Here is a 24,256-nt window from a genome sequence, read left to right as displayed (position 1 = left end):
CGCCGTAGCGCCGATGGTAGTGTGGGGTCTCCCCATGTGAGAGTAGGGAACTGCCAGGCATCAATTAGAAGAACCCCGTACCGTAAGGTGCGGGGTTTTTTGCTTTTGTCTTTCCCCTTCCTTGAAACTTTCTCACCTTCTGCTTGCAGACTCGACATTCAAACCATTTCTGGGTATCGTTAGCTATCTGGATGTCTAAACGTTTATACGTATGCTGTGAGGATATAAAGCTATGCCGATTCGGGTGCAGGACGAGCTACCAGCCGTCAATTTCTTGCGTGAAGAAAACGTCTTCGTCATGACGGCTTCGCGTGCGACAGGTCAGGAAATTCGCCCGCTGAAGGTGCTTATTCTCAATCTGATGCCAAAAAAGATCGAAACAGAAAACCAGTTCCTGCGTCTTCTGTCGAACTCCCCGCTGCAGGTCGATATCCAGCTGCTGCGAATCGACGCCCGTGAGTCACGTAACACGCCTTCTGAGCATCTGAACAACTTCTACTGCAACTTCGATGACATCCAGGGTGAAAACTTCGACGGACTGATTGTGACCGGTGCGCCGCTGGGTCTGGTTGAATTTAACGATGTCGCCTACTGGCCGCAAATCAAACAGGTGCTGGAGTGGGCAAAAGATCACGTCACGTCCACATTGTTTGTCTGTTGGGCGGTACAAGCCGCACTGAATATTCTCTATGGCATCCCCAAGCAAACCCGCACTGAAAAGCTCTCCGGCGTATACGAACACCATATTCTCCATCCACATGCGTTGCTGACGCGCGGGTTTGATGATTCTTTCCTGGCCCCGCATTCTCGCTACGCTGACTTCCCGGCCCAGCTGATTCGTGATTACACCGATCTGGAGATCCTGGCCGAAACGGAAGATGGAGATGCTTATCTGTTTGCCAGCAAGGATAAACGCATTGCATTCGTAACCGGGCATCCTGAGTACGATCCGCATACCCTTGCGTCAGAGTATTTCCGTGATGTCGAAGCGGGTCTTAATCCGGATGTGCCGTACAACTATTTCCCGAAAGACGATCCGCAAAACAAACCGAGAGCAACCTGGCGCAGCCACGGGAATTTGCTTTTCACTAACTGGCTCAACTATTACGTCTATCAGATAACGCCATACGATCTGCGTCACATGAATCCAACGCTGGAGTAATCGTCTGCACTAAACGATCCTAAAGCGTTTCAGCTATTCAAATCAGGCACCTTCGGGTGCCTTTTTTATTTCCGAAATACCACTCATCATTCAGTCAAACTTTAATCTCAATAAAATCAATTAATTAGTTGCAATTAACAATTAAAATGGAAATTGTTTTTGATTTTGGAAAAAATAGAGATAGTCTTAATTCTGCTGAGCGAAAACTACCCAACGATCTTTCGTTCGCATCGGGAGCGTGATTTTGGATCTTTGATGAGGAGCAGAGTAATGACTCAACAGGCAACGACGGTCGATGAACTGGCCTTTACCCAGCCGTATGGCGAGCAAGAACAGCAAGTTTTGACGGCGGAAGCGGTAGAATTTCTGACTGAACTGGTGACCCGCTTTACGCCGCAGCGCAATAAGCTGCTGGCGGCACGTATTCATCAGCAGCAGGAAATTGATAACGGCAAGTTGCCTGGTTTTATTTCGGAAACCGCTTCCATTCGCCGTGGCGAGTGGAAAATCCGCGGCATCCCTGAAGATTTACAGGATCGTCGCGTTGAGATCACCGGTCCGGTAGAGCGCAAAATGGTGATCAACGCCATGAACGCCAACGTTAAAGTCTTTATGGCCGATTTTGAGGACTCACTGGCGCCAGACTGGAACAAAGTTATCGATGGGCAGATCAACCTGCGCGACGCCGTGAACGGCACCATTAGCTATACCAACGAAGCCGGCAAAATTTACCAGCTCAAACCGAACCCGGCGGTGCTGATCTGCCGCGTACGCGGGCTGCATCTGCCTGAAAAACATGTCACCTGGCGTGGGGAAGCCATTCCGGGCAGCCTGTTTGATTTCGCACTCTATTTCTTCCACAACTACAAGAACCTGCTGGCAAAAGGCAGCGGCCCCTATTTCTATCTGCCAAAAACGCAGGCCTGGCAGGAAGCGGCCTGGTGGAGCGAGGTCTTCAGCTATGCGGAAGATCGTTTCAACCTGCCGCGGGGCACCATCAAGGCCACGCTGCTGATTGAAACGCTGCCCGCCGTGTTCCAGATGAATGAAATTCTGCACGCCCTGAGAGACCACATTGTTGGCCTGAACTGCGGACGCTGGGACTATATTTTCAGCTACATCAAAACCCTGAAAAACTATTCCGATCGCGTGCTGCCGGATCGCCAGGTCGTGACCATGGATAAACCGTTCCTGAGCGCCTACTCGCGTCTGCTGATCAAAACCTGCCACAAGCGCGGTGCCTTTGCGATGGGCGGCATGGCGGCATTTATCCCGAGCAAAGACGCAGAGCGCAACAATCAGGTGCTCAACAAGGTGAAGGCCGACAAAGAGCTTGAAGCCCGTAACGGTCACGACGGCACGTGGATTGCCCATCCCGGCCTGGCCGATACGGCGATGGAGGTCTTCAACCGCGTACTCGGTGACAATAAAAACCAGCTGTTTGTTACGCGCGAAGAGGATGCCCCAACGGCTGAAGAACAGCTGCTGGCTCCGTGTGCGGGCGAGCGGACGGAAGAGGGCATGCGTGCCAATATTCGCGTCGCCGTGCAATACATCGAAGCGTGGATCTCCGGCAACGGCTGCGTGCCGATCTACGGCCTGATGGAAGATGCCGCGACGGCAGAGATCTCACGTACCTCCATCTGGCAGTGGATCCACCATCAAAAAACGCTCAGCAACGGCAAGCCGGTGACCAAATCTCTGTTCCGCCAGATGCTGGCCGAAGAGATGCGGGTGATCCAGGACGAGCTGGGCGAACACCGCTTCAGCAGCGGGCGTTTTGACGACGCTGCGCGCCTGATGGAGCAAATCACCACATCAGATGACTTAATCGACTTCCTGACCCTGCCGGGCTACCGCTTCCTGGCGTAACTCACCACATAACAATATGGAGCATCTGCACATGAAAACCCGTACCCAACAAATCGAAGAGTTAAAGAAAGAGTGGACACAACCTCGCTGGGAAGGCATCCGCCGTCCTTACAGCGCGGAGGAAGTGGTGAAATTACGCGGCTCGGTCAATCCGGAATGCACGCTGGCGCAAAATGGCGCGGCGAAAATGTGGAAGCTGCTGCACGGTGGCTCTAAAAAGGGCTACATCAACAGCCTCGGCGCGCTGACCGGCGGTCAGGCGCTGCAGCAGGCGAAGGCCGGTATTGAGGCGATTTACCTCTCCGGCTGGCAGGTTGCGGCGGACGCCAACCTGGCCTCCAGCATGTACCCGGATCAGTCGCTCTATCCGGCTAACTCCGTGCCGTCGGTTGTGGATCGGATCAACAATACCTTCCGCCGTGCGGATCAGATCCAGTGGGCTGCCGGTATCGAACCTGGCGATCCGCGCTTTATTGACTACTTCCTGCCGATCGTCGCGGATGCGGAAGCGGGCTTCGGCGGCGTGCTGAATGCCTTCGAGCTGATGAAATCGATGATTGAGGCCGGTGCAGCGGCCGTTCACTTCGAAGACCAGCTGGCGTCAGTGAAGAAATGCGGACACATGGGCGGTAAGGTGCTCGTTCCTACCCAGGAAGCCGTGCAGAAGCTGGTTGCCGCGCGTCTGGCTGCTGACGTGCTCGGCGTGCCGACGCTGGTGATTGCCCGTACCGATGCCGACGCGGCTGACCTGATCACCTCTGACTGCGACCCGTACGATAGCGAATTCATCACCGGCGAGCGTACCAGCGAAGGCTTCTACCGCACACATGCCGGCATTGAGCAGGCGATCAGCCGCGGTCTGGCGTACGCGCCTTATGCGGACCTGGTCTGGTGTGAAACCTCCACGCCGGATCTGGCGCTGGCAAAACGATTTGCCGACGCCATCCACGCGAAATACCCGGGCAAGCTGCTGGCCTACAACTGCTCGCCGTCCTTCAACTGGCAGAAAAAGCTGGATGACAAAACGATCGCCAGCTTCCAGCAGCAGCTGTCCGACATGGGCTACAAATACCAGTTCATTACTCTGGCAGGCATCCACAGCATGTGGTTTAACATGTTCGACCTGGCGCACGCCTACGCGCAGGGTGAGGGCATGAAGCACTACGTTGAGAAGGTGCAGCAGCCGGAGTTTGCCGCGGGTAAAGACGGCTACACCTTCGTGTCTCACCAGCAGGAGGTGGGAACCGGCTACTTTGATAATGTGACCACGATTATTCAGGGCGGCACCTCCTCCGTCACCGCCTTAACGGGTTCAACGGAAGAAGCACAGTTCTAATCTTTTCCCCCTCTCCCCTCTGGGGAGAGGGTTGGGTAAGGGGAATATATGTCGCGTGGCCTGGAATTACTGATTGCCCAAACTATTTTGCAGGGCTTTGATGCCCAGTATGGTCGTTTTCTTGAAGTGACATCCGGCGCGCAGCAGCGCTTTGAACATGCAGACTGGCATGCGGTTCAGCAGGCCATGAAGCAGCGTATCCATCTCTATGATCACCACGTGGGTCTGGTGGTGGAGCAGCTGCGCTGTATTACCGACGGTAAAAGTCCCGACGCGGAATTTTTACTGCGCGTGAAGGAGCACTACACCCATTTGTTACCCGACTACCCTCGCTTCGAGATTGCGGAGAGCTTTTTCAACTCCGTCTATTGCCGGTTATTTGACCACCGCTCATTATCTCCTGAGCGGTTATTTATCTTCAGCTCCCAGCCCGAGCGTCGCTTTCGAACCATCCCACGTCCGCTGGCGAAAGATTTCTTTCCCGATCGCGGATGGGAAAAGCTCCTGCACCGCGTGCTAACGGATTTGCCGCTGCGCCTGCCCTGGGAGAATAAAACCCGGGATATCGGCTATATCTACGCCCATCTCAATGAAGCCTTCGGCGCGGAGGTGCTCAGCCACAGCCATTTGCAGGTGGCCAACGAGCTTTTCTACCGCAATAAAGCCGCCTGGCTGGTGGGCAAACTGGTTACGCCAACCGCCATTGTGCCGTTTCTGCTGCCGATTCACCGTACCGACGACGGGGAACTGTTTGTCGATACCTGCCTGACCACCGGCGCCGAGGCCAGCATCGTGTTTGGTTTCGCCCGCTCTTATTTCATGGTGTACGCCCCGCTGCCTGCCGCGCTGGTGGAGTGGCTGCGCGAGATCCTGCCGGGTAAAACCACCGCCGAGCTGTATATGGCCATTGGCTGCCAGAAGCACGCCAAGACGGAAAGCTATCGGGAGTACCTGCGCTATGTCACCACGGCCGATGAGCAGTTTATCGAAGCGCCAGGCATTCGCGGTATGGTGATGCTGGTCTTTACGCTGCCGGGCTTCGACCGGGTCTTTAAGGTGATTAAGGACAGATTCGCCCCGCAGAAAGAGATGACCGCCGCGCACGTTCGCGCTTGCTATCAGCTGGTTAAAGAGCACGATCGCGTCGGGCGCATGGCGGATACTCAGGAATTCGAAAACTTTGTGCTGGATAAACAGCAGATCGACCCAGCGCTCATGGCGCTGTTGATGCAGGAAGCGCCCGCGAAAATCACCGATCTGGGTGACAAAATCGTGATTAGCCATCTCTATATTGAGCGCCGCATGGTGCCGCTGAATATCTGGCTTGAGCAGTCCGAAGGTCAGGCGCTGCGGGATGCCATTGAAGAGTACGGCAACGCGATTCGCCAGCTTGCCGCCGCCAATATTTTCCCGGGCGACATGCTGTTTAAAAACTTCGGCGTCACCCGACACGGGCGGGTGGTGTTCTACGATTACGACGAAATTTGCTACATGACCGAAGTGAATTTCCGCGATATCCCACCGCCCCGCTACCCGGAAGATGAGCTTTCCGGTGAGCCGTGGTACAGCGTCTCGCCGGGCGATGTGTTTCCGGAGGAGTTTCGCCACTGGCTGTGTGCCGACCCGCGCATCGGACCGCTATTCGAAGAGATGCATGCCGATCTGTTCCGCGCCAGCTACTGGCGCGGACTGCAAACGCGGATCAAAAATGGGCACGTGGAAGATGTGTATGCATACCGCCGCAAGCAGCGGTTTTGCATCCGCTTTTCTCCCTCTCCCTTTGGGAGAGGGCCGGGGTGAGGGCATCAGGCCGCACTCAATTTTAACGAATCCCACCGTACGCCAGCGTCACCTCTTTCGCCGCCTTAATCACCAGCGCACCGAGCTCGGTCACGCGGTCGTCGGTCATGCGCGAAATCGGCCCGGAGATGGAGATGGCGGCAAACGGCTCGCGGTGCTCGTCAAAAATGCAGGCCGCGAGGCAGCGCAGGCCCAGGGCATGTTCTTCATCATCAAACGAATAGCCGCGCTTGCGGGTCAGGGCCAGGTCTTCTTTCAGATGCACGGGCGACACCAGGGTGGCGTGGGTATAGGCGTGCAGCCCTTTACGGTGCAGCAGCCCCGTCACCTGCTCCTCGCTCAGCTGCGAGAGAAATGCTTTCCCCGCCCCGGACGCGTGCATCGGCAGCTTGCCGCCAATCGGTGCGGACATGCGCATCAGCTGCGTGCACTGCACCTGGTCGATGATAATCGCCTGATGGTCGCTCTGGTCCAGTACCGCCAGGTTTACCGTCTCGCCGGACTCCTCCATCAGCTTGCGCAGAATCGGGTGCACAATCGCCAGCAGGTTGCGGCTCTGCAGGAAGCTGCTGCCGACGATAAACGCGTGCGCGCCCACAGCCCAGTGCCCCAGCTCGCCCACCTGACGCACAAAGCCCAGCTGCTGCATGGTGGTCAGCAGACGGTGCGTTGTGGAGTTCGGCAGGCCAGCCTGCTGGGCCAGCTCCGTCAGGGCCACGCTGCTGTGCGACTCGGCTATCCACTCCAGCAGCTTCAGACCGCGCGTGAGCGATTGAACCTGTCCGCCCTGTTGTGCGGCGGTGGTGGCAGCAGGCTTTCTGCCGCGTTTGGCGGGAACGGTCGCGACCATGACGATCTCCTTTTTCTGTATCGTGGAAATCATTTTCGTTTTATTTGGTGAATTTGCAACCGTTATCCTGACTGATCGGAGGAGTGATGGTGAACATGTCTCATGTTACCCCTGAGTGGCTTTTCCACCCTGCGAGATTATGCCAGTATGGAACCCAGCCTTTTGGCCTTGTTGAGCGTTGTCGGGAGCAAGTGTGAGCAGCAAAGTAGAGCAACTGCGTGCGCAGTTAAATGAACGAATTCTGGTGCTGGACGGCGGCATGGGCACCATGATCCAGAGCTATCGTCTGAGTGAAGACGATTTCCGCGGCGAGCGCTTTGCCGACTGGCCATGCGACCTGAAAGGGAACAACGACCTGCTGGTGCTCAGCAAGCCGTCCGTGATTAAGGATATCCACAACGCCTACTTCGAAGCGGGTGCGGATATCGTTGAAACCAACACCTTCAACTCGACAACCATCGCCATGGCGGATTACCAGATGGAATCCCTGTCGGCGGAAATTAACCTGGAAGCCGCGAAGCTGGCGCGCGCCTGCGCCGACGAGTGGACGGCCCTCACGCCGGACAAGCCGCGCTACGTTGCCGGGGTGCTTGGCCCGACGAACCGCACCGCGTCGATTTCACCGGACGTCAACGACCCGGCGTTTCGTAACATCACCTTTGACCAGCTGGTCGCCGCCTACCGCGAATCGACCAGAGCGCTGGTGGAAGGCGGCTCCGACCTGATCCTGATTGAAACCGTCTTCGACACCCTCAACGCCAAAGCCGCAATTTACGCGGTGAAAGAGGAGTTTGAGGCGCTGGGCGTTGACCTGCCGATCATGATTTCCGGCACCATCACCGACGCCTCTGGCCGTACCCTGTCCGGCCAGACAACCGAAGCGTTTTATAACTCCCTGCGCCACGCCGAAGCGCTCTCCTTTGGCCTTAACTGCGCGCTGGGGCCGGATGAACTGCGCCAGTACGTGCAGGAGCTTTCCCGTATCGCGGAATGCTACGTCACTGCCCACCCGAACGCCGGTCTGCCGAACGCGTTCGGTGAATACGATCTCGATGCCGACACCATGGCGGCGCAAATCCGCGAGTGGGCCGAGTCTGGCTTCCTGAACATTGTCGGCGGCTGTTGCGGCACCACGCCGGAGCACATCGCGGCCATGAGCAACGCCGTCGCCGGACTGCCGCCGCGCAAGCTGCCCGAGCTGCCGGTTGCCTGTCGCCTTTCCGGACTCGAGCCGTTGACCATTGGCGACGATAGCCTGTTTGTGAACGTGGGTGAGCGTACGAACGTCACCGGTTCCGCGAAGTTTAAACGCCTGATCAAAGAAGAGAAGTACAGCGAAGCGCTGGACGTCGCCCGCCAGCAGGTGGAAAGCGGCGCGCAGATTATCGATATCAACATGGATGAGGGGATGCTCGACGCCGAAGCGGCGATGGTGCGTTTCCTCAACCTGATCGCCGGTGAGCCGGACATCGCCCGCGTGCCGATCATGATTGACTCCTCCAAATGGGAAGTCATCGAAAAAGGGCTGAAGTGCATTCAGGGTAAAGGCATCGTCAACTCTATCTCGATGAAAGAGGGCGTTGATATCTTTATCCACCACGCGAAAATGGTCCGCCGCTACGGTGCCGCCGTGGTGGTCATGGCCTTTGACGAAGTGGGCCAGGCGGATACCCGCGAGCGCAAAATCGAGATTTGCCGCCGCGCGTACAAGATTTTGACCGAAGAGGTGGGCTTCCCGCCGGAAGACATCATCTTTGACCCGAACATCTTCGCCGTGGCGACCGGCATCGAAGAGCATAATAACTATGCCCAGGACTTTATCGGCGCGTGCGAGGACATCAAGCGCGAGCTGCCGCATGCGCTGATTTCCGGCGGCGTATCGAACGTGTCGTTCTCGTTCCGCGGTAACGACCCGGTGCGTGAAGCGATCCACGCCGTGTTCCTCTACTACGCCATCCGCAACGGCATGGACATGGGGATCGTTAACGCCGGACAGCTGGCGATTTACGACGACCTTCCTGCCGAGCTGCGCGATGCCGTCGAGGACGTGATCCTTAACCGCCGCGACGACGCCACCGAGCGCATGCTGGACCTGGCGGAGAAATACCGCGGCAGCAAATCGGATGAGGCGGCAAACGTTCAGCAGGCCGAGTGGCGTTCCTGGGACGTGAAAAAGCGTCTGGAATACTCGCTGGTTAAAGGCATTACCGAATTTATCGAGCTCGATACCGAAGAGGCGCGCCAGCAGGCAGCCCGCCCGATTGAGGTCATTGAAGGCCCGCTGATGGACGGCATGAACGTGGTCGGCGATCTGTTTGGCGAAGGCAAGATGTTCCTGCCGCAGGTGGTGAAATCCGCCCGCGTGATGAAGCAGGCAGTGGCGTATCTTGAGCCCTACATCGAAGCCAGCAAAGAGAAAGGTTCCAGCAACGGCAAGATGGTCATTGCCACCGTGAAGGGCGATGTGCACGACATCGGCAAGAACATCGTTGGCGTGGTGCTGCAGTGTAATAACTACGAAATTATCGACCTCGGCGTGATGGTCCCGGCGGATAAAATCCTCAAGACCGCGCGCGAAGTGAATGCTGACCTGATTGGCCTCTCCGGGCTGATCACCCCGTCGCTCGACGAAATGGTCAACGTGGCGAAGGAGATGGAGCGTCAGGGCTTCACCATTCCGCTGCTGATTGGCGGGGCGACCACCTCCAAAGCGCACACGGCGGTGAAAATCGAGCAGAACTACAGCGGGCCGACGGTGTACGTGCAGAACGCCTCGCGCACCGTGGGCGTGGTCTCCGCGCTGCTCTCTGACACCCAGCGCGACGAGTTTGTGGCGCGCACCCGCAAAGAGTACGAAACCGTCCGCATCCAGCACGGCCGTAAGAAGCCGCGCACCCCGCCTGTTTCACTCCAGGCGGCGCGCGACAACGATCTGGCCTTTGACTGGTCGAGCTATACGCCGCCGGTCGCGCATCGCCTGGGCGTTCAGGAGGTCAGTGCCAGCATCGAGACGCTGCGCAACTACATCGACTGGACGCCGTTCTTTATGACCTGGTCGCTGGCGGGTAAATATCCGCGCATCCTGGAGGATGAGGTGGTAGGCGAGGAGGCGAAGCGCCTGTTTAAAGATGCCAACGACATGCTCGACACGCTGAGCGCAGAGAAAACCCTCAACCCACGGGGCGTGGTGGGGCTGTTCCCGGCTAACCGCGTGGGTGACGACATCGAAATTTACCGCGATGAAACCCGCACTCACGTACTGGCGGTCAGCCGCCATCTACGTCAGCAAACCGAGAAAGTGGGCTTTGCCAACTACTGCCTGGCCGATTTTGTCGCGCCGAAGCTGAGCGGTAAAGCCGATTATATTGGCGCCTTTGCCGTGACCGGCGGTCTGGAAGAAGATGCCCTGGCGGACGCGTTCGAAGCGCAGCACGACGATTACAATAAAATCATGGTGAAAGCGATCGCCGACCGCCTGGCGGAAGCCTTCGCCGAGTACCTGCACGAGCGCGTGCGTAAGGTGCACTGGGGCTACGCGGCGAATGAAAACCTCAGCAACGAGGAGCTGATCCGCGAAAACTACCAGGGGATTCGTCCGGCACCGGGCTATCCGGCCTGCCCGGAGCACACCGAAAAGGGCACGATCTGGCAACTGCTGGACGTCGAAGCCCATACCGGGATGAAGCTCACCGAGTCGTTCGCCATGTGGCCGGGTGCGTCAGTTTCAGGCTGGTACTTCAGTCATCCGGACAGCAAGTACTTTGCCGTGGCGCAGCTGCAGCGGGATCAGATCGAAGATTACGCCTTGCGCAAAGGGATGAGCGTATCAGAAGTGGAGCGCTGGCTGGCCCCTAATCTCGGCTACGACGCCGACTAAAATCACTTTTCCTTACAACAAACAGGGCACCTCAATGGTGCCTTGTCTCTTTCTTACGCTTAAACCCTTATACTGAACCTATGGAAAACGAATAACGATAAGGAGGAAAACCTTCCGTGCTGACCCTGTTACATCTGCTCTCTGCAGTCGCACTGCTCGTATGGGGCACCCATATCGTCCGTACCGGCGTGATGCGCGTTTTTGGCGCGCGCTTACGTACCGTTCTCAGCAGCAGCGTTGAGAAGAAGCCGCTCGCCTTCTGCGCGGGTATTGGCGTAACGGCACTGGTTCAGAGCAGCAACGCCACGACCCTGCTTGTCACCTCCTTTGTGGCGCAGGATCTGGTGGCGCTGGCCCCGGCGCTGGTGATTGTGCTGGGGGCGGACGTGGGCACCGCGTTGATGGCGCGTGTTCTGACCTTCGATCTCTCCTGGCTGTCACCGCTGCTGATTTTTATAGGCGTGATCTTCTTCCTCGGCCGCAAACAGACCCGCGCCGGTCAGCTCGGGCGCGTAGGGATTGGCCTGGGGCTGATCCTGCTGGCGCTGGAGCTGATTGTGCAGGCGGTCACGCCTATTACCGAAGCCAACGGTGTTCAGGTCATCTTCGCCTCCCTGACCGGGGACATTATGCTGGATGCTCTGATTGGCGCGGTGTTTGCTATCGTCAGCTACTCCAGCCTGGCGGCCGTGCTGCTGACGGCCACACTCACCGCGGCCGGGGCGATCTCCTTCCCGGTCGCGCTGTGCCTGGTGATCGGTGCCAACCTCGGCTCGGGCCTGCTGGCGATGCTCAATAACAGCGCGGCCAACGCCGCCGCCCGCCGTGTGGCCCTCGGCAGCCTGCTGTTTAAGCTGGTGGGCAGCCTGATTATCCTGCCCTTTATCCACCCGCTGGCGAACCTGATGGACAACCTCCCGCTGCCGAAAGCGGAGCTGGTGATCTATTTCCACGTGTTCTACAACCTGGTGCGCTGCCTGGCGATGGTACCTTTTGCCGGGTCGATGGCCCGCTTCTGCGAACGCCTCATTCAGGACGAACCGGAGCTGGATGCGCGCCTGAAACCGAAGCACCTGGATACGTCCGCGCTGGATACCCCGGCGCTGGCGCTGGCGAATGCCGCGCGCGAGACGTTGCGCATGGGCGACGCGATGGAAACCATGCTCGAAGGTCTGCAAAAGGTGATGCACGGCGAGCCGCGTGAAGAGAAAGAGCTGCGCAGGTTAGCTGACGATATCAACGTGCTCTATACCGCCATCAAGCTTTACCTGGCGCGCATGCCGCAGGACGAGCTGGCGGAAGAGGAGTCCCGCCGCTGGGCGGAAATTATCGAGATGTCGCTTAACCTTGAGCAGGCTTCGGATATCGTTGAACGCATGGGCAGCGAGATCGCCGACAAATCCCTTGCCGCGCGTCGTGCGTTTTCAGGTGAAGGCCTGAAGGAGCTGGAAGCGCTGCACGAACAGCTGGTCAGCAACCTCAAGCTGGCGATGTCGGTATTCTTCTCCAGCGATGTGCCGAGCGCGCGCCGCCTGCGCCGCAACAAGCATCGTTTCCGTATTCTGAACCGCCGCTACTCGCACGCCCACGTTGAGCGTCTGCACCAGCAGAACGTGCAGAGTATCGAAACCAGCTCACTCCACCTGGGACTGCTGGGCGATATGAAGCGTCTCAACTCGTTGTTCTGCGCGGTGGCGTACAGCGTGATGGAACAGCCGGATGAAGACGACGAGCGGGATGAGTATTAATCTCTGAAAGCGCCTCGCAAAACCTTGTTGCGAGGCGTGACACCTTATCAAGCGCCATTTACCCTTCAGACCTTACGTTTTTTAGGGAATAGAAAATGGTCGTTTATTACGCTACACTTCGCCAATTCATGCGCATTCCGATGGGGGTTTGCATGCGCACTACTCATGGCATTAAAAAATCAGTCAACGTGTCGTTAGCACCTGAAATCCTTGAAGAGGCGCGACGGCTTAAACTTAATCTCTCTGCCGTGCTCACGGCTGCACTGCAGGAGCAGTTTCGTGCGCATCAGCGTGCAGAGTGGTTAGCAGAAAATAAAGCTTCTATCGAGGCCATTAACCAATGGGTTGATGAAAACGGCTCCTTTAGTGACTTTCAGAGGTCGTTCTGATGGAGCAATATTTTGCTTATGAGAATGAAGGTAAGGGGAAAACTGCCTATCCCTGGCTAATCAATATGCAGCATCCCGTGGCTAATGTGATGAAGCATGTTCTGGTCGCCCCCGCAGTTGAACTTAGCCATCTGGGAGGCATTCAGCCACCTGCGAAAGTGTGCCCTGTCGTTGAGATAGCGGGTATACCCTGTGTAGTAATGATGCACATGATGGCAGGCATATCGCCAAAAGAGTTAGGCGAGCGTGTCGCCGATCTAACGCAAAACCGGGCTTCATTGCGGGATGCACTCGATTTTTTGATCAACGGTTACTAACACTTTTTTGTCAGCCGCAAGGTAAGGTATATTTCGCCCTTCACAGGAGAAACTATGCTGCCAACTCAATCAACCCGATTAAACAAATACATTAGCGAGAGCGGGATCTGCTCACGTCGCGAGGCTGACCGTTACATTGAACAAGGTAACGTGTTTCTTAACGGCAAACGCGCCACCATCGGCGATCAGGTGGTGCCTGGCGATGTGGTTAAAGTGAATGGTCAGGTCATCGAACCGCGTGATGCTGAAGACCTGGTGTTTATCGCGTTGAACAAACCGGTTGGGATTGTCAGCACCACGGAAGACGGTGAGCGGGACAACATCGTTGATTTCGTGAACCACAGCAGCCGTATCTTCCCGATTGGCCGTCTGGATAAAGACTCTCAGGGGCTGATTTTCCTCACCAACCACGGCGATCTGGTCAACAAGATCCTGCGTGCCGGTAACGATCACGAGAAAGAGTACATTGTGACGGTAAATAAGCCGGTCACGGACGACTTTATTCGCGGTATGGGCGCCGGTGTGCCGATCCTTGGTACCGTTACGAAAAAGTGTAAGGTGAAGAAAGAAGCGCCGTTCGCGTTCCGCATTACCCTGGTGCAGGGCTTAAACCGCCAGATCCGCCGCATGTGCGAACATTTCGGTTATGAAGTGACGAAGCTTGAGCGCACGCGCATCATGAACGTCAGCCTGTCCGGCATTCCGCTGGGCGAATGGCGCGACTTAACGGACGACGAACTGATCGAGCTGTTCAAGCTTATCGAGAATTCCTCGTCCGAAGCGAAGCCGAAGGCCAAAGCCAAACCGAAAACCCAGGCGATTAAGCGCCCGGTGGTGAAGGCGCCGCAGGCGGAAGAGAAAGGGCGCGGCAAGCCGGGCAACGGAAAACGCTTTACCCAGCCGGGGCGCAAAAAGAAAGGGCGCTGATTAGCGCCTTCCACGGGTAGACGTTGTGGCCGACCAGGAAAAGGTCGCCTCTGCATCCGGTTTATAAGCCTGCTCTTTTTTCAGCTTGCGGGCTTTTTTCGCCGCGGCGTCACGCTGCGCCATCAGCTTATCGATGTACTCTTTTTTCACCTGATTGGTTTCGGCGTTCGTCAGCGTGCGGCCATGTGCGATACGGGCGCGGTCGAGAAGCGTTTTCAGTTCGCGCTGCTCGGCTTCGGTCATGTCTTTCTGGGTCAAACGTGGTGTAGCCATTGCTGAAGCCTCCTGAGAGAGAGGCTTCAGTGTAAAGCAAGCAGCGTAAATTAACCCTGCTTCACCGCATCTTTTTTTGTTTGTTCATCAATCGGTTTGCCGGACCAGTAGCCCGCCAGCAGCGAGCCGGAGAGGTTGTGCCAGACGGAGAACAGCGCGCCAGGCAGGGCCGCCAGCGGGGAGAAGTAAATTTTACCAAGCGCCGCCGCCAGGCCGGAGTTCTGCATCCCTACCTCAATAGCCAGCGTGCGGCAGGTCGATTCGTCGAAGCCAAACAGTTTCCCGCCCCAGTAGCCGCCCAGCAGACCAATGGTGTTATGCAGCACCACCGCGACGATCACTACAAAGCCTACGGAAGCAATGTGTGAGGCGGAGCCCGCTACCACGGCGCTGATGATCGCCAGAATACAGATCATCGAAAACGCGGGCAGGTATGGCTCAACGGCCTTCACCACTCGCGGGAAAAGATGGTGAATGGCCAGCCCCACCGCAATCGGGATCACCACGATTTGCAGAATGCTCAGCAGCATGCCCATCACGTCCACCTGAATATGCGCATCCACGTACAGGCGGGTTAACAGCGGCGTGGCAATCACGCCCACCAGCGTAGAGACGGACGAGATAGTGACGGAGAGCGCCACGTCACCTTTCGCCAGATAGATCATGACGTTGGACGCCGTGCCGCTGGCCACGCTGCCCACCAGCACCATCCCGGCGGAAAGGTCGGGCGGCATCTTAAAGGCCATCGCCAGCAGCCACGCCGCGAGCGGCATCACCAGGTAGTGCAGAAATATTCCTGCCGCGACGGGCGCTGGGCGAGACAGCACGCGTTTGAAGTCGTCGACTTTCAGATGCACGCCCATACCGAACATGATCAACATCAGCAGCGTGGTGACCCATGGACCAATACCGGTGAACGTGGTGGGCGTGTAATACGCGAGTACGGAGAGCAGCAGCGCCCATAACGGGAACAGCCGCGTAATAGCGGATAACATAATGATTTCCTTGCGATGAATGTTGTATGTGTTTGTTATAAAAAGCCGGGATCGAGCCCGGCTATAGTTATTGTTTATCGCGTAAGGAAGTAATATTCAAATGAATTATGACCGGATGCTTTCCCAGCTCAGACTAAAGCGAGCCAGATATTTGCGCAGTCGGTCGGCGTCGTTAGGATTGGCTTTTTTGAGCCGTGAAACGGCAAACAGCTCACGACCGGCTTCAGACAACGATGCGCTGCGGCGACATACCTCCAGCACCGTTTCAAGTTGCCGCTGGTCAAAAAGGTCAATCTCCATGTCAGTTGCAGGCTGCGTCACGTCAGTTTGCCAGTCGGTCTGAAGACGTGAGATCTCCTCCAGCACCAGATCCTGAGTAATACGCCCTCGTTCCGCCAGGGTCGCCATGCGTGCGACGCTGGCGCTCAGTTCGCGAAAGTTGCCCCGCCACAGCGCCCTGCTGGAACAGGCAAAGGCCAGATAGCCTTCGCGCGCCTCTTTATCGAAGCGGATTTGCGTCTGGGTTTCGCGAGAGAAACGTTGAAGTTCGTAGTCGACATTCGGCGTGATGTCCTCTTTCCGTTGGGCAAGGCCTGGCAAGGCAAAGCTCCACATATTAATACGGGCATAGAGATCTTCACGAAAACGTCCCTCGGCCACCCACTGGCGCATATCACGGTGGGTTCCGGCGATAAGTTGAAAATCGCTGTGAACTTCTTTATCGGAGCCAAACGGGAAAAAAGTTTTCTCTTCAATGGCTTTGAGCAGCATCGCCTGTTCATCCAGGCCTAGTTCGGCAATCTCGTCGAGGAAAAGGACGCCGCCATCGGCTTCACGCAGCAGGCCGCTGCGCGCCGACAGTGCGCCGGTAAAGGCTCCTTTCACATGGCCGAACAGCGTGGACATGGCGTTATCACCGCGCAGGGTCGCGCAGTTGACGGAAACCAGCTTGCCGGAAACTTGATGGCGTGACTGCTTAAGCTGATAAATACGGTTCGCGAGGAACGACTTGCCCGCGCCGGTGGGGCCGGTCAGCAGGATCGGGGCTGTTGAACGTAGCGCCACGCGTTCAATCTTGTCGATAAGAGTGTTAAAGGTGGCATTTCGCGTATCAATGCCCGCTTTCAGAAATGAGATTGACTGCTGCTGCTCGCGCTGAAAACGGTTGGTAAGGGTCGTGTAGCGGCTTAAATCCAGGTCGATAATTGAGTAAGTTCCGGCTGCAGTCTCCTCAGCAGAGGCTTCTTTTCTGGCAGGGCCAGTCTGCAAAAGGCTGGCGGGAAGATAGCGGGCTTCCGTCAGCAGGAACCAGCAGATCTGCGCCACATGCGTGCCGGTGGTGATGTGGACGAAATACTCTTCGTGATCGGTATCAAAAGTGTACTGGGTGGCGAAATCGAGAAACGCGGCATAAACCTCTTCGAAATCCCACGGGTCTTCAATGATTACCGTGCTGGGACGCACCTCGGTGTGGGGGGAAACCAGCACAATATCTTCCGCCAGTTGCTGAGCCATGCCGAGATCTCGCGGTTGATGTAGCAGCTCCAGTCTGTCGACCGGGAAATCCGGCTGTTGGCACAGCCCGACGGTCGGTCGCCATTTGCGAAAGCGATTAGCCCGCTTTCCCCGTTTATCCATCACGGTGCCAAGCACCCCGATCACCACCTTCCGCTTCTTCATGTTTATCCAGAAAGATAATTGCCGATATAACAGGATAAAAAATGTTGAGCCGAACGACAATGCATGAAAAGCCTGATAAATAAAAAACATTAATTATCAATAAAATAAAAAAATAAAACGGCGATTTTTGTTTTTGGCACGCTTCTGGCAATACAGATAATGTCACGACGTTGAGCACACTGGGGGTTAAGGCCCCGTCGGCGCACCAGGAACGGCAAGGCTGTTTTCCGGGGGCGTTCCGTCAACCAATGACAGACAGAAGGGTTCGATTCCCGATTCATTCTCCCAATGAAAACTGGTTGTAAACATCAAAGTAAAAACGGGGGATTGCGCAGTCAGCAATCCCAATGAAGGTCGCCGGTAATGGCGCCGGATCGCAGGCGAAAAGGCATTCCCCTGTGATTTCGTGCCTGCACCCGCGCCTGACTTTAAGGAATATAAAATGGCTAAAAAAATCACGATAAAAAAAGGTCAGTTAGGACTGGTAGCAAAAGCTGGCGATTATTACCGGGTACTGGAGGCGGGTGAACACCGTCTGGGTTGGTTCAATACTGACGACGTGCTGGTGGTGAGCCAGGATGGCAGCGAGGTGCCGGGTGCGCTGGCGGATTATCTGCGCCGCTTTCAGCCTGACTGGGTGGTACGTTACTGCCTGGCGGTTGATCTTACTGCGGATGAAATCGGGGTGTTATCGAACAACGGAGTATTGCAGGAGATTGTGCCGCCTTGTACACGTCGTCTGTACTGGCAGCAGGATGCGGCGTTGAGCCTGCGAAGAATTGATACCCGCGATGTGCGGGTGCCGGAGGACGTGATGAATGCTGCTCTGCAGCCGCGTCGCAATGGCGCGGTAAAAGGGCGCGACGCGATGCTGGTCGTACAGGTGCCTGCCTGGCACGTCGGGGTGGTGAAAATCGACGGAGAAATTCAGGCACTGTTACCGCCGGGACTGACGGCATACTGGAAAATTAACCATCTCGTCGAGGCAGAGGTAGTGGATACGCGCCTTCAGGTAGTAGAAGTGAGCGGGCAGGAGATCCTGACGAAGGACAAAGTTAACCTGCGCCTGAACCTGGCGGCTAACTGGCGCTACAGCGACGTGCTGCAGGCCTGCGGACAGCTTACGAAACCGCTGGAACATTTGTACCGCGAACTCCAGTTCGCACTGCGTGAGGCGGTTGGCACCCGCACGCTCGATGAGTTACTGGAAGATAAGCAGATCATTGATGAGGTGGTCAGCAAACAGGTGCAAGGCCGCCTGTCATCCTTTGGAATGGAAATTGCGTCGCTTGGGGTAAAAGATATTGTTTTACCTGGTGATATGAAAACGATTTTATCCCGTCTGGTAGAGGCCGAAAAATCGGCCCAGGCGAATGTTATTCGCCGACGTGAAGAAACGGCGGCGACACGATCGCTGTTAAACACCGCAAAGGTGATGGAGAACAACCCGGTGGCGCTGCGTTTAAAAGAGCTGGAAACCCTGGAAAGGGTCGCGGAGCGTATCGACAAAATTTCAGTATTTGGTGGCCTGGACCAGGTATTACACGGCCTTGTTAACCTGAAAGGATAACGCAATGCAACAGAATGATTTTGAATTACTGACAGCGCCAAACGGCGCCCCGATCAAAATGTGGACTCACGGTGTGCCCGTGGAGCCAGAGGCACAAGCGCAGTTACTGAATACCGCAAAGATGCCGTTTATTTTCAAACACCTTGCGGTGATGCCCGACGTTCATCTCGGTAAAGGCTCAACCATCGGCAGCGTGATTCCGACCAAAGGGGCAATTATTCCTGCGGCGGTTGGCGTGGATATTGGTTGCGGGATGATTGCCGTTCGCACGTCGCTGGTGGCCGGTGATTTGCCGGATAATCTCAGCGGTTTACGTAGCGCCATTGAACAGGCAGTACCGCATGGGAGAACCAATACGCGTTCTCGACGTGATAAAGGCGCGTGGGAAACGCCACCGAAAGAAGTGGACGATCGCTGGTGGGTGCTGGCCCCACGTTTTAAACAACTCGCGGATAAATACCCGCAGTTGCTGAAAACCAACAACTATCAGCATCTGGGCACGCTGGGTACCGGAAACCACTTTATTGAAATTTGCCTCGATGAGCAGCAGCGCGTCTGGGTGATGTTGCACAGTGGCTCGCGCGGCGTAGGAAACGCCATCGGTAATGTGTTTATCGCCCTGGCACAGCAGGATATGCAGCATCACCTGGGACATCTGCCGGATAAAAATCTGGCCTATTTTCAGGAGGGGAGTCGTCACTATGAGGACTACATCGAGGCGGTGGAGTGGGCGCAGGATTTTGCCCGCCACAATCGGGAAGTGATGATGTCGCGCGTGCTGGCGGCGCTCTCTCGCGAAGTGACTAAGCCCTTTATTACGCAGCAGGAGGCGGTTAACTGCCATCATAACTATGTGCAGAAAGAGCATCACTTTGGGGAAGAGGTACTGATCACGCGCAAAGGTGCGGTGTCGGCGCAGAAAGGGCAGATGGGGATTATTCCGGGCTCAATGGGCGCAAAGAGCTTCATCGTGCGTGGCCTCGGCAACGAGCAAAGCTTCTGTTCCTGCAGCCACGGCGCTGGGCGAGTGATGAGCCGAACGGCGGCAAAAAAACGCTATACCCTTAGCGACCATATTCAGGCGACCTCTCACGTAGAGTGTCGCAAAGACAATGAGGTGATCGATGAAACGCCGATGGCCTATAAAGACATTGATGCCGTGATGGTCGCGCAATCGTCGCTGGTGGAGATCGTTCACACCCTGCGTCAGGTCGTGTGTGTAAAAGGATAAAAAAATGAGCAACAACGATGTTGATAGCGCGATGCGCGCACGTGTCTGCGCGCAACTTCGCGATATAGAGCAGCGCTATAACGTGCGCGTGCTCTACGCCTGTGAATCGGGCAGCCGGGGATGGGGATTTGCCTCACCGGATAGCGATTATGATGTGCGGTTTTTGTACGTTCACCGCCCAGAATGGTATCTGCGCGTCGAATCCCAGCGGGATGTGATCGAGCTGCCGATAGATGATGAACTGGACGTTTGTGGCTGGGAATGGCGCAAGGCACTGGGCCTGCTGAAGGGGGCAAACCCGACGCTTATCGAGTGGCTGGATTCCCCTGTTGTTTATCAGGAGGATGAGACGGTAGTGGCCGAGTTGCGCGCGCTGATACCCGCGTGGTTTTCGCCATTGCGCGCCCGCTGGCATTACTTCTCAATGGCCCGAAAAAACTTCCGTGGATATTTACAGGAGGAAACGGTTCGGCTGAAAAAGTATTTTTACGTTCTGCGCCCTGTGCTGGCGGCGCGGTGGGTAGAAGCGGGGAAAGGCGTTCCACCGATGCGTTTTGCCGAACTGCTTGCCGGGAGCGAACTGTGTGCGCCGTTACGTGCGGAAATCGATGCATTGCTGGAAATAAAACAGCGCGCAGGTGAAGCGGAATATGGTCCTAAACGGCCATTAATCCACGCTTTTTTGCAAAATGAGCTGGTGAGAGGAGAAGTACCGCCGGTACTACCCGACAGCAGAGAAGGAAATTTAAAAGATCTGGATTCGTTGCTGATGAGAACAGTAATGAAAAGCTAAAGAATGGCCCGGTAGTGAAAACGCCCGGGCCATTCTTGCGCTTATTCAAACAAATTCTGATGAAGCTTCTGCACCACCTGCTCGGCCTGATCGGCTGGCACCAGGAAGCAGAGGTTATAGCTGGACGCGCCGTAGCAGATCATGCGGATGCTGAACGGATCGAGCACGCCAAACACCTCTTTGCCCACGCCGCAGGCGCGCGACAGCTTGTTGCCAATGATGGCAACCAGCGCCAGATCTTCTTCCACTTCCACGCGGCACAGCTCAGACAGCTCAATCAGCAGAGACTGCGTCAGCAGGGTGTCGCCGGTGGAGGTAGAACCGGTGGTGTCCAGCGTCAGCGCAATGCTCACTTCAGAGGTGGTGATCAGATCCACGGAGATGTTGTGGCGTGCCAGAATGCCAAACACTTCCGCCAGGAAACCGCGGGAGTGCAGCATATTGTGGCTGTGGAGCGTCACCAGCGTCTGGCGACGGCGCAGGGCAAGGGCGCGGAACAGCGGCGGGTTTTCCGTTTTCTTGCAGACCAGCGTCCCGCCCGCTTTCGGATCTTTACTGGAGCCGACGAAGACCGGAATATCGCTACGTACGGCAGGCAAAAGGGTTGCCGGATGCAGCACTTTCGCGCCGAAAGTGGCCATTTCCGCCGCTTCTTCAAACGCGATCACGTCAATACGTTTCGCCGCAGAAACGACGCGCGGGTCGGTGGTGTAAATGCCCGGAACGTCAGTCCAGATATCCACGCGCGTGGCATGCAGGGCTTCGCCCAGCAGCGCGGCGGTGTAGTCGCTGCCGCCACGGCCAAGCGTGGTGGTGCGGCCTTTCGCTTCGCTGCCGATAAAGCCCTGGGTGATCACGATACCGTCTGTCAGACGCGGGGCCAGCTGCTGATTGGTCAGTTCGGCCAGTGCTTCAACGTCCGGCTCGGCACGACCAAAGCGATCGCTGGTACGCATCACTTTACGCACATCAAACCACTGCGCCTGAATGTTACGCTCGCGCATGATTTCAACAAACAGCAGGGTGGACATCAGCTCGCCGTGGCTAACCAGCTCGTCGGTCAGGGCGGTGGAGGTGGCCAGCGAGGCGGCTTCTGCCAGGGTAGTGATATTTTCCAGCAGACGTTCCACTTCCTCGCGGATCACGTTCGGGTTCTGCAGACGCTCAAGAATGTCGAACTGAATTTTGCGCAGTGCATCCAGCTTCACGAAACGTTCTGTCGCTTCCAGTCCTTCAGACAGAGAAACCAGCAGGTTCGTCACGCCGGCAGATGCAGACAGCACCACCAGGCGGGTATTCGGATCGGCCAGCACCACATCGGCGCTGCGGTTCATGGCATCGTAATCGGCCACACTGGTGCCGCCAAATTTGGCGACCACAAAACTCGTCATAACAACCTCGTGTCAGGGAATGAATAAGCGACCTTGGCACAAGAGTGAAACGAAAACAGGTGCAGGCGCAAAATACGGCCCTATAAATAAAATGCGGGGGAGGTCCTGTCAATGCTGGGATTATGCGGATTTTTTATGGGGGGGTACCCCTGAGAAACAGGACTTATAACAGAGCCAGATTTTATGCTCCGTTTTAGGGCATTTTGACCGACATTTCGCCGCCCCGGGAGGGCATTTCAGCAGCTATACTTTTCGGGTCTTTTCACCTGCGTTTGATGCAGGCCAGGGCAATGGCATAAAAACCATCACAATTTTTATTTGCAGGCGCTACAATCGACCGCAGTCACAATTCTCAAATCAGAAGAGTATTGCTAATGAAAAACATCAACCCAACGCAGACCGCTGCCTGGCAGGCACTCCAGAAACATTATGATGAAATGAAAGACGTCACCATCGCGGATCTGTTCGCGAAAGATGCCGATCGTTTCAACAAGTTCTCCGCGACCTTCGACGACCTGATGCTGGTGGATTTCTCCAAAAACCGCATTACCGAAGAGACGCTGGCTAAACTGCAGGATCTGGCGAAAGAGACTGAGCTTGCCGACGCCATCAAATCCATGTTCTCCGGTGAGAAGATCAACCGCACCGAAGACCGTGCCGTGCTGCACGTCGCTCTGCGTAACCGTAGCAATACGCCAATCATCGTTGACGGCAAAGACGTCATGCCGGAAGTGAACGCGGTACTGGAAAAGATGAAAACCTTCTCCGAAGCGATCATCTCCGGTAGCTGGAAAGGCTACACCGGCAAAGCGATCACCGACGTGGTAAACATCGGTATCGGCGGTTCTGACCTCGGCCCGTTCATGGTGACCGAAGCGCTGCGCCCGTACAAAAACCACCTCAATATGCACTTTGTGTCTAACGTCGATGGTACCCACATCGCGGAAGTGCTGAAGAACGTGAACCCGGAAACCACCCTGTTCCTGGTTGCGTCTAAAACCTTTACCACCCAGGAAACCATGACCAACGCCCACAGCGCGCGCGACTGGTTCCTGAAAACGGCTGGCGATAACAAGCACGTGGCGAAACACTTCGCGGCGCTGTCTACCAACGGTAAAGCCGTCAGCGAGTTCGGCATTGATACCGCGAACATGTTCGAGTTCTGGGACTGGGTTGGCGGCCGCTACTCCCTGTGGTCTGCGATTGGCCTGTCCATCATCCTGTCCGTGGGCTTCGACAACTTCGTTGAGCTGCTCTCCGGCGCGCACGCGATGGATAAACACTTCTCCACCACCGCACCAGAGAAAAACCTGCCGGTGCTGCTGGCGCTGATCGGTATCTGGTACAACAACTTCTTCGGCGCTGAAACCGAAGCGATCCTGCCGTACGACCAGTATATGCACCGCTTTGCGGCCTACTTCCAGCAGGGCAACATGGAATCCAACGGTAAATACGTTGACCGTAACGGCAACGCGGTGGACTACCAGACTGGCCCAATCATCTGGGGCGAGCCGGGCACCAACGGTCAGCATGCCTTCTACCAGCTGATTCACCAGGGCACCAAAATGGTACCGTGCGATTTCATCGCGCCGGCTATCACCCATAACCCGCTGTCCGACCACCATCCGAAGCTGCTGTCCAACTTCTTCGCACAGACCGAAGCGCTGGCGTTCGGTAAATCCCGCGAGGTGGTTGAGCAGGAATACCGTGACCAGGGTAAAGACCCAGCCACGCTGGACCACGTGGTGCCGTTCAAAGTGTTCGAAGGCAACCGTCCAACCAACTCCATCCTGCTGCGCGAAATCACGCCGTTCAGCCTGGGTGCGCTGATCGCCCTTTATGAACATAAAATCTTCACGCAGGGCGCGATCCTGAACATCTTCACCTTTGACCAGTGGGGCGTTGAGCTGGGCAAACAGCTGGCAAACCGTATTCTGCCAGAGCTGGGTGATGATAAAGCAGTTGCCAGCCATGACAGCTCAACAAATGGTTTGATCAACCGTTATAAAGCATGGCGTGCGTAATTAAAACGTCATGAAAACGTG

Annotated in this window: 18 protein-coding genes; 13 read left to right on the top strand and 5 right to left on the bottom strand. The window is 56.2% G+C overall.

Annotated elements, in window-relative coordinates:
- The first annotated feature begins 232 nt into the window (after positions 1 to 232).
- From metA to aceK, 4 genes are all read left to right on the top strand, one after another.
- Positions 233 to 1,162, top strand: a complete 930-nt coding sequence (gene metA / locus DOU50_RS20520) for a homoserine O-acetyltransferase MetA (RefSeq protein WP_024906663.1) — start codon at positions 233 to 235, stop codon at positions 1,160 to 1,162.
- Between the two features lie 270 nt (positions 1,163 to 1,432).
- Complete coding sequence (gene aceB, locus DOU50_RS20515; RefSeq protein WP_148770079.1) at positions 1,433 to 3,034, top strand: malate synthase A; 1,602 nt, start codon at positions 1,433 to 1,435, stop codon at positions 3,032 to 3,034.
- Positions 3,035 to 3,065: 31 nt separating this feature from the next.
- On the top strand, positions 3,066 to 4,370 hold the full coding sequence (gene aceA, locus DOU50_RS20510; RefSeq protein WP_024906665.1) for an isocitrate lyase: 1,305 nt from the start codon (positions 3,066 to 3,068) through the stop codon (positions 4,368 to 4,370).
- Positions 4,371 to 4,418: 48 nt separating this feature from the next.
- The gene (gene aceK / locus DOU50_RS20505; RefSeq protein ID WP_148770077.1) at positions 4,419 to 6,170 is read left to right on the top strand and encodes a bifunctional isocitrate dehydrogenase kinase/phosphatase; all 1,752 of its coding nucleotides are present in this window, start codon (positions 4,419 to 4,421) and stop codon (positions 6,168 to 6,170) included.
- Between the two features lie 22 nt (positions 6,171 to 6,192).
- Here aceK and iclR read toward each other — a convergent pair whose 3' ends face one another.
- Positions 6,193 to 7,020, bottom strand: coding sequence for a glyoxylate bypass operon transcriptional repressor IclR (gene iclR / locus DOU50_RS20495; RefSeq protein ID WP_075201537.1), 828 nt, complete (start codon positions 7,018 to 7,020; stop codon positions 6,193 to 6,195).
- A gap of 193 nt (positions 7,021 to 7,213) precedes the next feature.
- Between iclR and metH the strand changes: the two genes are divergently transcribed.
- The 5 genes from metH (at position 7,214) to rluF (ending at position 14,278) form a co-directional block, all read left to right on the top strand.
- A complete protein-coding gene (gene metH / locus DOU50_RS20490) occupies positions 7,214 to 10,897 on the top strand; it encodes a methionine synthase (protein ID WP_148770075.1) in 3,684 nt (1,227 codons plus the stop codon).
- Positions 10,898 to 11,013: 116 nt separating this feature from the next.
- A complete protein-coding gene (locus DOU50_RS20485; protein ID WP_148770073.1) occupies positions 11,014 to 12,645 on the top strand; it encodes a Na/Pi cotransporter family protein in 1,632 nt (543 codons plus the stop codon).
- A 95-nt stretch (positions 12,646 to 12,740) separates the two neighbouring features.
- Complete coding sequence (locus tag DOU50_RS20480) at positions 12,741 to 13,034, top strand: type II toxin-antitoxin system CcdA family antitoxin (protein ID WP_148770071.1); 294 nt, start codon at positions 12,741 to 12,743, stop codon at positions 13,032 to 13,034.
- Positions 13,034 to 13,351, top strand: a complete 318-nt coding sequence (locus tag DOU50_RS20475) for a CcdB family protein (RefSeq protein ID WP_024906671.1) — start codon at positions 13,034 to 13,036, stop codon at positions 13,349 to 13,351. Before DOU50_RS20480 ends, DOU50_RS20475 begins: the two co-directional genes overlap by 1 nt.
- A 54-nt stretch (positions 13,352 to 13,405) precedes the next feature.
- Positions 13,406 to 14,278: a 23S rRNA pseudouridine(2604) synthase RluF gene (gene rluF, locus DOU50_RS20470; protein WP_048990571.1), complete on the top strand. Its 873-nt coding sequence runs from the start codon at positions 13,406 to 13,408 to the stop codon at positions 14,276 to 14,278.
- On the opposite strand, the gene DOU50_RS20465 is transcribed toward rluF, so the two are convergent.
- The 3 genes from DOU50_RS20465 to rtcR form a co-directional block, all read right to left on the bottom strand.
- On the bottom strand, positions 14,279 to 14,551 hold the full coding sequence (locus DOU50_RS20465; RefSeq protein ID WP_023309994.1) for a DUF3811 domain-containing protein: 273 nt from the start codon (positions 14,549 to 14,551) through the stop codon (positions 14,279 to 14,281).
- Between the two features lie 50 nt (positions 14,552 to 14,601).
- A complete protein-coding gene (gene panS / locus DOU50_RS20460) occupies positions 14,602 to 15,546 on the bottom strand; it encodes a ketopantoate/pantoate/pantothenate transporter PanS (protein WP_148770069.1) in 945 nt (314 codons plus the stop codon).
- A 105-nt stretch (positions 15,547 to 15,651) separates the two neighbouring features.
- A complete protein-coding gene (rtcR, locus tag DOU50_RS20455; protein WP_148770067.1) occupies positions 15,652 to 17,226 on the bottom strand; it encodes an RNA repair transcriptional activator RtcR in 1,575 nt (524 codons plus the stop codon).
- A 442-nt stretch (positions 17,227 to 17,668) separates the two neighbouring features.
- Between rtcR and DOU50_RS20450 the strand changes: the two genes are divergently transcribed.
- From DOU50_RS20450 to DOU50_RS20440, 3 genes are read left to right on the top strand one after another with little or no spacing between them, the layout of a single operon-like run.
- The gene (locus DOU50_RS20450) at positions 17,669 to 18,796 is read left to right on the top strand and encodes a slipin family protein (protein WP_148770066.1); all 1,128 of its coding nucleotides are present in this window, start codon (positions 17,669 to 17,671) and stop codon (positions 18,794 to 18,796) included.
- A 4-nt stretch (positions 18,797 to 18,800) separates the two neighbouring features.
- Positions 18,801 to 20,027: an RtcB family protein gene (locus tag DOU50_RS20445; protein ID WP_148770064.1), complete on the top strand. Its 1,227-nt coding sequence runs from the start codon at positions 18,801 to 18,803 to the stop codon at positions 20,025 to 20,027.
- A gap of 4 nt (positions 20,028 to 20,031) precedes the next feature.
- Positions 20,032 to 20,820, top strand: coding sequence for a DNA polymerase beta superfamily protein (locus tag DOU50_RS20440; protein ID WP_148770062.1), 789 nt, complete (start codon positions 20,032 to 20,034; stop codon positions 20,818 to 20,820).
- A 41-nt stretch (positions 20,821 to 20,861) separates the two neighbouring features.
- On the opposite strand, the gene lysC is transcribed toward DOU50_RS20440, so the two are convergent.
- The gene (lysC, locus tag DOU50_RS20435; protein ID WP_148770060.1) at positions 20,862 to 22,211 is read right to left on the bottom strand and encodes a lysine-sensitive aspartokinase 3; all 1,350 of its coding nucleotides are present in this window, start codon (positions 22,209 to 22,211) and stop codon (positions 20,862 to 20,864) included.
- 374 nt (positions 22,212 to 22,585) lie between these two features.
- Between lysC and pgi the strand changes: the two genes are divergently transcribed.
- Positions 22,586 to 24,235, top strand: a complete 1,650-nt coding sequence (pgi, locus tag DOU50_RS20430) for a glucose-6-phosphate isomerase (RefSeq protein ID WP_024906675.1) — start codon at positions 22,586 to 22,588, stop codon at positions 24,233 to 24,235.
- Positions 24,236 to 24,256: the final 21 nt, after the last annotated feature.

The sequence above is a fragment of the Enterobacter sp. C6 genome (assembly GCF_008122455.1).
Taxonomy (GTDB): domain Bacteria; phylum Pseudomonadota; class Gammaproteobacteria; order Enterobacterales; family Enterobacteriaceae; genus Enterobacter; species Enterobacter pseudoroggenkampii.
The sequence above is the reverse complement of the archived record's forward strand: the minus strand, read 5'-3'. Positions and strand labels throughout refer to the sequence as shown.